We start from the raw sequence: 7,841 nt of genomic DNA, 5'->3' as shown, positions 1-7,841 counted from the left end.
TTCTTGGCGATTCTTTCCTGTTCCGGCGAAGGCCCGGATGACGGGCAAAAAGATGGACAGCATCAAAGCAGAAGGGCGGCTTCATGGAAACCGCCCTGCCCGTATCCGGTGTGCATCCGCCCCACTCCACCTCCCCCGGGCCTGACCCGGGGGTCCTTTCAGCCGCACCGAAAAGGATGCGCGGATCAAGTCCGCGCAAGGTGAGGGGGTGGGGTCCGAAGACTAGTTCCTGGTCTTGTCCACCAGCTTGTTCTTGGCGATCCACGGCATCATGGCGCGGAGCTTGGCGCCCACGTCCTCGATGTTGTGGCTGTCGTTCATGCGGCGGATGCCCTTGAAGCGGGCGGCACCCGCGCGGTATTCCTGCATCCACTCGGAGGTGAACTTGCCGGTCTGGATATCCTTCAGCACGCGCTTCATCTCCTGCTTCGTCTGCTCGGTGATGATGCGCGGACCCGTGACATATTCGCCCCACTCGGCGGTGTTGGAGATCGAGTAGTTCATATTGGCGATGCCGCCCTCATAGATGAGGTCGACGATCAGCTTCACCTCGTGCAGGCATTCGAAATAAGCCATCTCGGGGGCATAGCCCGCCTCGACGAGGGTCTCGTAGCCCGCACGGATCAGCTCGACCAGGCCGCCGCAGAGCACGACCTGCTCGCCGAAGAGATCGGTCTCGCACTCTTCCCTGAAGCTCGTCTCGATGATGCCGGAGCGGCCGCCGCCCACACCGCTCGCGTAGGAGAGTGCGAGATCATGGGCATTGCCCGAGGCGTCCTGGTGGATGGCGATGAGGCAGGGAACGCCGCCGCCCTTCTGATATTCGCCGCGCACCGTGTGGCCGGGGCCCTTGGGCGCTATCATGATCACGTCAATGGTCTTCTTCGGCTCGATCAGGTTGAAGTGCACGTTGAGGCCGTGGGCGAAGGCAATGGCGGCGCCGTCACGGATGTTGGGGGCGATCTCGTCGCGGTAAATGTCGGCCTGAAGCTCGTCAGGCGTGGCCATCATCATCAGGTCGGCCCATTTGGCGGCCTCGGCCACCGTCATCACCTTGAAGCCGTCGGCCTCCGCCTTCTTGATGGTGGGCGAACCCGCCTTGAGCGCGATCACGACATTGGCGGCGCCAGAGTCCTTCAGGTTCAGCGCATGGGCGCGGCCCTGGCTGCCATAGCCGACGATCGCCACCTTCTTCGCCTTGATCAGGTTCACGTCGGCATCACGGTCATAATAAACGCGCATATCGGAGGTCCATCCCGTTGGAATTCGAATTGGGCGGGAATTAGCGGCGGCCAAGGCCCAAGGCAAGCGGCAAAAGGCCGGGTCTGTCCCGCCCCGGAACCAGGGTTTCACAGCGCCTCGCGCGCCGACCACAGGACGCGGAGGCCGAGTGCGCCGAGGAAGAGGCCCGTCACCCGGTCGATCCAGACCTTGGCCCCGAGGTAGAAGGCGCGCACCGGGGTGGAGCCGAAGAACAGCGCCACCACCGTGTACCAACACACTTCGTTGAAGGTGAAGATGGCGACCAGCGCCACGGTCATCCATGGCGGGATCTCGGCGGGGAGCACGGCAAGGATGATCGAGCCGAAGAACACCGCCACCTTGGGGTTCGTGATCTGGGTGAGGAAACCCTTGAGGAAGGGATTGCCCGCCGCCCCTGCGCCGCCCCCCATGTTCAGCGGCTGCGCGGCGTGGCGGAAGATCTTGTAGGCGATGTAGAGCAGGAAGGCAGCGCCCGCCACCTTCATGCCCATGAACAGCACCGGCGCCGCGTGGAACACGGCATTGAGGCCGAAGAGCGCGGCCGAGGACCAGATCACCGTGCCCGCCCCGAGGCCCAGCGCCACCTTGATGCCGTCAAGCCGCGACTGGGCCACCGCCGTCCGCGCGGTGATGAGGAATGACGGGCCGGGCGAGATCACCGCGAGAAGCTGGATGAGACCGACCGGGAGGAGCGTGAGAAGGCTAGAGGTCGCCAATGGCCGCCCTGAATTTACGGACCGTCCCGGCCATGCCGAACATCAGCGCGTCCGCGATCACCGCATGTCCGATGGAGACTTCCTGCAGATTCGGCAAGGCCTGCACGAGGGGCGGCAGGTTGGCCCGCGTCAGGTCATGCCCGGCATTAAGGCCCAAACCGGCGGCGCCAGCCGCCTTGCCGGTGGCGACCACCTTGCCGAACTCGCGCGCCACGTCAGCCGGCGTGACGGCCCCGCCATAGGGCCCGGTAAAGATTTCGACGCGGTCGGCGCCTGCCGCCTTCGCCAGCGCGGGGGCGGCGGGGTCAGGATCGATGAACAGCGAGACCCGCATGCCCCCCTGGTGCAGGCGCGCGATCACGGAGGAGAGGAGATCGCGGCTGGCGGCCATGTCCCAGCCGTGGTCGGATGTGCCCTGGGCGGGACCGTCCGGCACCAGCGTCACCTGATCGGGCCGCTCCGCCTCGCACAGGGCGAGGAAGCGCTCATCCGGATAGCCCTCGATGTTGAACTCCCGGCCGGGATAGCCGGCGCGCAGCAGGCGGGCGATGCCGGTGACGTCAGCGCGGCGGATGTGGCGCTCGTCAGGCCGCGGGTGAACGGTGATGCCGGCCGCGCCATTGTCCAGCGCCACACCGCAAAGCTCCGTCACCGACGGCCACGGCACATGGCGGCGGTTCCTGAGGAAGGCGATGGCGTTGACATTGACGGACAGCTTGCACGGCACGGCGAAAACTCCTGTGGGGGTGCCCTTCTAGCCGAGAATGGTCCGGAGAAAAAAGCCGGTTGCAGGGATAATGGGCAGACCGGTTTAAAGCGGTTTTTTCCTTCTTCCGCAGGGGAAGAAGGGACCCGTTGCCCGGATCATGATCCGCAAAAGTGGAACCGGTTTTGCGATAGGATCATGCTCAGGCTTTTGATCTGGAACATGCTCCGGCGGGAGACTGAATGTGCTATCCCTTCACCGCACCCATGGTCAGCCCGCGCGACAAATGGTTCTGGATCAGGATCACCAGCAGCAGGGCGGGGAAGAAGGCGAGGAAGGCGACGAGTGCAATCGCGTTATAGATGATGCCGTCGGAACCGCCCGAGAAATTGGCCAGCGCCACGGAGAGCGGATAGGCGTTCTTGCTGGCGATGATGAGGGTGAAGAGATATTCGTTCATGGCGAAGATCGCCGCAATCACCGCCGCCGTGATGATGCCGGGCAGGCACATGGGGATGATGATCGACCACAGGATGCGCAGGTCTGACGCGCCGTCGGTGCGCGCGGCGTCCTCGATCTCATGCGGGATGTCGATCATATAGGAGCGGATGATCCACACGACGATCGAGAGATTCATCGCCGCATAAACCAGCATCAGCGCCCACACGGTGTCGAGCAGTCCCATGGCGCGGAACAGGAAGAAGATCGGGATGGCCACCGCGGCAGGCGCCATCATCTTGGTCGACAGGATATAGAATCCGATGTCCTCGCGGCCCTTGTACTGGTAGCGCGCCAGCGAATAGGCGGCTGGAATGCCGAGGACGAGACAGATCGCCACGCTGCCTGACACGGCGATCACCGAGTTCATGAAATAATGCATGATCGGCCACTCGTCCCAGATCTTGGCCCAGGTCTCGATCGAGATCGTGGGGAAGTAGATCGGCCGCGGCGCGATGATCTCGTTCCGCGGCCTGAGCGCGATGCTGGCGAAGAAAATGACCGGCAACAGGCAGAACAGTCCCCAGACGGTGAGGAGAACAGTGCGGGCGATGGAGAAGCGCGAACCTTCCGGCATCACTCCCTCCCCGACCTGAAGAAGCGCCGCACGAAGGATTGCGCGAGAACGACCGTGAGGATCAGCACCACCACGGAGGCCGCGGAGGCGTAGCCGAACTCGAAGCTCTTGAAGCCGGTGCGGTAGATGAAATAGCTCACCGTTTCCGTGTCGCCCGCCGGCGCCCCTTGCGTGATGATATGGGGCGAGGCGAACATGGTGAGGATATCGATCCCCCGCAGCACCAGCGCGATGGCGATGACGGGCCGCATCAGCGGCAGCGAAATCGAGAAGAAGATTTGCCCCCAGCGCGCGCCGTCCAGCCGGGCCGCCTCCTCGATCTCCTTGTCCTGACCCTGAAGTGCGGCGACGAAGATGATGAACAGGAAGGGCGTCCACTGCCATACGTCCGTCACCACCAGCACGCCGCGGGCAAGCCAGGAGGAGCCCATGAAGTCGATGTTGGAGTCGGCGAGGCCCACCCGAATGAGGAGATCGCTGATCACCCGCCCGTCGTTGAACAGAAGCTTCCAGAGATAGGCGACGGCCGAGGGCATGAACAGCATCGGCAGCAGGAAGATGATGCGCCAGCCGCGCACGAAGGGATCGCGGTAGACCAGTGCCGCAAGCGTCATGGCGATGGCGAATTCGACGGCCAGCGTGACGCCGCCGATCACCAGCGTGTTGTAAAGGCTGTGCCAGAAGGCCTCGTCGCCAAACAGGCTGGCATAGTTCTGGAAGCCGACGAATTCGAGCTTGAAGCGGCCCTGATAGAAGCTGCGCCACAGCGCGAAGATGCCGGGATAGAGCGTGATCGCCAGCAGGTAGACGACGGCGGGCGCCACCAGCAGGTAAGGGAAGGCCTTGCGCCGGAACGGGCTGCGCCGCCGTGCCATGCGCAAGGCCGGGGTGGGGAGGACGGCGTCAGTCATGAAACCTGCCTGGGTAAATCTCCCCTCCCCCGCTCCCAGGGAGCGGAACGGGAGAGGGGCCGGAGGTCAGCATCAGAACGGCAGCGGCTTGCCTTTGCCCATCCACAGGCCGGGCTCGGTCGCTGCGAAGTTCATCGGGTCCTTGCCCTGATAGAAGCCGTTCTTGGACATGATGTCCCTGACCTTCACCACAGCCTCGTCGAGCGCCGCTTTGGGCTGCATCTCGCCGACCACAACCTTGTTGATCAGGAAGCCGATCTCCTGGTCGATCTGGAAGCCCGACGGCACGCGCGGCGCGCACCAGGCGAAATCGAGGGAGCTGCCCCAGACCTTGGCTGGCTGGGAGACGGCCTGCAGCTTTTCGTTCTTCAGCACCGAGCGGTAGCCCGGCGCCACGCCATTGGCGTTGGCCTCGTTCATCGCCATGATCGAGGCGGTGGTGAGATAGGCGAGCATCAGGAAGGCCGCTTCAGGCTCCGGCGAGGTCGCCGTGACGCAGGAGGTGGAGCCCGCGATGTTCGGCGGTGCGAAATTGCCGCCCTCGACGCGCGGCGTGTAGATGCTGAGCACGTCCTCGCCGATCTTGGATTGATCGGGGCGCGTGGCCTGGGTGCCGGAGTCCTGCCAGGAGATGTTGCAGGCGATCTGGCCGCCGAGCCAGGCGGCGCGGTTGGTCGGCCAGTCGGCTGCGGCAACGCCTTCGATCGCATGCTTCGACAGCGCCACGATGGTCTCGAGGCCCTTCACGCCGGCATCGCCGTTGAAGATCGGCTCCCAGTTCTGGTCGAACAGCATCATGCCGTACTGCGCCGAGATATGCTGCCAGGTGTAAGTGGCCCAGAAGCCGCGGCCGCACATCATGCCGATGCCGTTGACGCCCGGTTCCGCCTTGTTGAGCTCGGGCGCGATGCGGATCATCTCTTCATAGGAGGGGATGGTCTTTACGCGGTCGGAATCAAGACCGATCTTCTTGAAGATCGACGGCCGGATGTGCACCATCTGGATGTCGCAGTCGAAGGGAATGCCGAGGATGCCCTTGTCCGCCCAGTGACCATAGTTGAGCTGGTAGGTCTTGTAGAAATCGTCGAAGGGCACGCCCCACTTCGCCACATATTCATCGAGCGGCTTGAGGAACCCCTGAGCCGCGAAGTCGCCGAGCCAGGGCGAGAAGAACTGAATGGCGTCGAAGCCGGCGTTGCCGGAGAGGAACTCGGCCACCACCTTGTCATACATGGAATCGTCGGGGATGGCGACGAGTTCGATCTTGATGCCGGAGAGCTGCGCGAAGGGCTCGATCTGGTCCTGCGCGGATTCGCGGTCGGCGGCGCCGATGGCGAAGCGCACGGTCTTGCCGGCATGCTCCTTGCGGATCGCCTCCCAGTCCACGGTGCGGATCCAGTCCTTCTTGGGGTCCCACAGCTCGTCATTGTCGCCGAGATTGAATTGCTCGCGATACTCTTTCTTCACCATGTTGCCGACGTTGATCTTGGCCAGCACGTCGGCGGGGTTGGGCAGGGCCTGCGCATGGGCGCGGCGGATGTTGACCAGCGGCACCGCACCCGTGCCCACGGCAAAAGCGGCGCCGGCGGCAGCGGTGGACTTGAGCAGCGAACGGCGGGTGATCAGGCCCGGCTTGGTGATCGGCATGAGTGGGTCCTCCTTGGGATTCGGCCTGTCTGGTTCATCCGCGCCTCGCCGCAGGCCGGCTGCGGGCGGGATCATTGTTCCGGGCTGTCAGGGAGCATGGCCTGCCGCGATGCGCGGCGGCAGCGAGCGAAACGACGACGACTGTGGGCCTTGCCAGCATGTCCGTTCCTCCCTCGGCGCCTTCCCATTCTGCTGCGGGATGGGCGCGATGCAATTTGTGTACTAAACTGCATGCTCTTGCGCAAATGTTTCGTAATGACGCGCCGCAACAAGGTCTCGCACTGCGAAATACCTGAATCACGAAACGGCAGAGGACCGGGGCGGATCGCACGAAGAGCCAGGATCGTGGCATCAGCGGGGTTCTGCAACAAAAGTGCATGCTTGCCGGATATAGTATCATCCGCCAAGATAAGAGACCGCAACCGGCACGTGATCCCCAGCATGTTGGAGAAAACCCAGTCCCGCAAAGGCCGCCCGCTCGCAGCGGAGCGCGGCGCTGGCCGCATCGCCCGGAACCGCATGCGCATCGCCTGGATGTATTACGTGGAGGGGCTGACGCAGAACGAGATCGCCGACCGCCTCGGCATCGGGCGCGTCACCGTGGTGCGCAACATCAATGAGGCGATCAGGCAGCGCGAGGTGAAGATCTGGATCGAGGGCGAGGTCTCCGAGTGCTTCGAACTCGAGGGCCTGCTCAAGAAGGCCTTCGGCTTCCGGGATGCGGTCGTCGTGCCCGAGCCGGTGAGTGCCGAAAACATCCGCAAGTCGATCGGTGTCGCCGCAGGCATCTACCTCTCGGACACGCTGGAAGACGACATGACGGTGGGCGTGGGCTGGGGCGCCACACTCTATGAATCATTGGGCACGCTGGCGCCGCGCGACATCGAGAACCTGCAGGTGATTTCGCTTCTCGGCGGCATCGTGCAGGCGCGCAAATACAATCCGGCGGAATTCGCCTGGCAATTCGCCCGCGTGATGGGGGCCGACTGCTACCTGTTCCAGGCGCCGGCGGTTGTTGATTCGCCGGAGACGCGCGAGGCGCTGATCGAGCGCTGCGGGCTGCGCGACATCTTCCGCAGGGCCGAGCGGCTGGACCTCGCCATCCTCAGCGTGGGCACCATGGCGCCCTCCTCCACCGCCTTCCGTTTCAACCTGATCAGCGACGAAGAGCGCGCCGAACTGCTGAGGCTGGGCGCGGTCGGCGACATGCTGTTCAACTTCTACGACCGGGACGGCAGGCTCCTCGACCATCCGGTCAACCGCCGCATCATGTCTCTGCCGCTGGAGCAGCTGAGGAGCGTGCCCACCCGGGTGCTCGCCTCGGGCGGCAACGACAAGGTGGACTGCCTCCTCGGCGCAATCCGCCTCGCCGACGCCAATGTGCTCATCACCAACGAAGCGACCGCGCGCGAGCTCCTGCTGCGGAAGGCCTAGGAGCCTGTCTGGATAATCTGATTTTTGTTGCATTTGTGCAATGGGTTCAGCGGGATGTTCTGGCTCATGTTGCGGCCTTGGCCAGTTTG

Annotated in this window: 7 protein-coding genes; 1 reads left to right on the top strand and 6 read right to left on the bottom strand. The window is 64.0% G+C overall.

The window, feature by feature from the left end; genetic code table 11:
- Positions 1-222: 222 nt before the first annotated feature.
- The 6 genes from ilvC to IOC69_RS05545 all read right to left on the bottom strand — a co-directional run bounded on the left by ilvC (position 223) and on the right by IOC69_RS05545 (position 6,318).
- Positions 223-1,242 carry a ketol-acid reductoisomerase gene (ilvC, locus tag IOC69_RS05570; protein ID WP_290542548.1) on the bottom strand — a complete coding sequence of 340 codons (1,020 nt, stop codon included), beginning with the start codon at positions 1,240-1,242 and terminating at the stop codon, positions 223-225.
- A 107-nt stretch (positions 1,243-1,349) separates the two neighbouring features.
- Positions 1,350-1,979 carry a LysE family translocator gene (locus tag IOC69_RS05565; protein WP_290542547.1) on the bottom strand — a complete coding sequence of 210 codons (630 nt, stop codon included), beginning with the start codon at positions 1,977-1,979 and terminating at the stop codon, positions 1,350-1,352.
- The gene (locus IOC69_RS05560; protein WP_290542546.1) at positions 1,966-2,706 is read right to left on the bottom strand and encodes a pyridoxine 5'-phosphate synthase; all 741 of its coding nucleotides are present in this window, start codon (positions 2,704-2,706) and stop codon (positions 1,966-1,968) included. The genes IOC69_RS05565 and IOC69_RS05560 overlap by 14 nt, the downstream gene beginning before the upstream one ends.
- Before the next feature lie 226 nt (positions 2,707-2,932).
- On the bottom strand, positions 2,933-3,760 hold the full coding sequence (locus IOC69_RS05555) for a carbohydrate ABC transporter permease (protein ID WP_290542545.1): 828 nt from the start codon (positions 3,758-3,760) through the stop codon (positions 2,933-2,935).
- Positions 3,760-4,671, bottom strand: a complete 912-nt coding sequence (locus IOC69_RS05550) for a carbohydrate ABC transporter permease (RefSeq protein WP_290542544.1) — start codon at positions 4,669-4,671, stop codon at positions 3,760-3,762. The genes IOC69_RS05555 and IOC69_RS05550 overlap by 1 nt, the downstream gene beginning before the upstream one ends.
- A 72-nt stretch (positions 4,672-4,743) precedes the next feature.
- A complete protein-coding gene (locus IOC69_RS05545) occupies positions 4,744-6,318 on the bottom strand; it encodes an extracellular solute-binding protein (protein ID WP_290542543.1) in 1,575 nt (524 codons plus the stop codon).
- Positions 6,319-6,759: 441 nt separating this feature from the next.
- Between IOC69_RS05545 and IOC69_RS05540 the strand changes: the two genes are divergently transcribed.
- Positions 6,760-7,752: a sugar-binding transcriptional regulator gene (locus tag IOC69_RS05540; RefSeq protein ID WP_290542542.1), complete on the top strand. Its 993-nt coding sequence runs from the start codon at positions 6,760-6,762 to the stop codon at positions 7,750-7,752.
- Positions 7,753-7,841: the final 89 nt, after the last annotated feature.

Origin of the sequence: Aestuariivirga sp., from assembly GCF_020252405.1 — a bacterium.
In the GTDB taxonomy this organism is placed as follows: Bacteria; Pseudomonadota; Alphaproteobacteria; order Rhizobiales; family Aestuariivirgaceae; genus Aestuariivirga.
This window is presented reverse-complemented; position numbering and strand designations above follow the sequence as displayed.

Coding starts and splice junctions, on each gene's coding strand:
- ilvC (WP_290542548.1), bottom strand. CDS start 1,242: ATGCGCGTTTATTATGACCGTGATGCCGACGTGAACCTGATCAAGGCG.
- IOC69_RS05555 (WP_290542545.1), bottom strand. CDS start 3,760: ATGCCGGAAGGTTCGCGCTTCTCCATCGCCCGCACTGTTCTCCTCACC.
- IOC69_RS05550 (WP_290542544.1), bottom strand. CDS start 4,671: ATGACTGACGCCGTCCTCCCCACCCCGGCCTTGCGCATGGCACGGCGG.
- IOC69_RS05545 (WP_290542543.1), bottom strand. CDS start 6,318: ATGCCGATCACCAAGCCGGGCCTGATCACCCGCCGTTCGCTGCTCAAG.
- IOC69_RS05540 (WP_290542542.1), top strand. CDS start 6,760: ATGTTGGAGAAAACCCAGTCCCGCAAAGGCCGCCCGCTCGCAGCGGAG.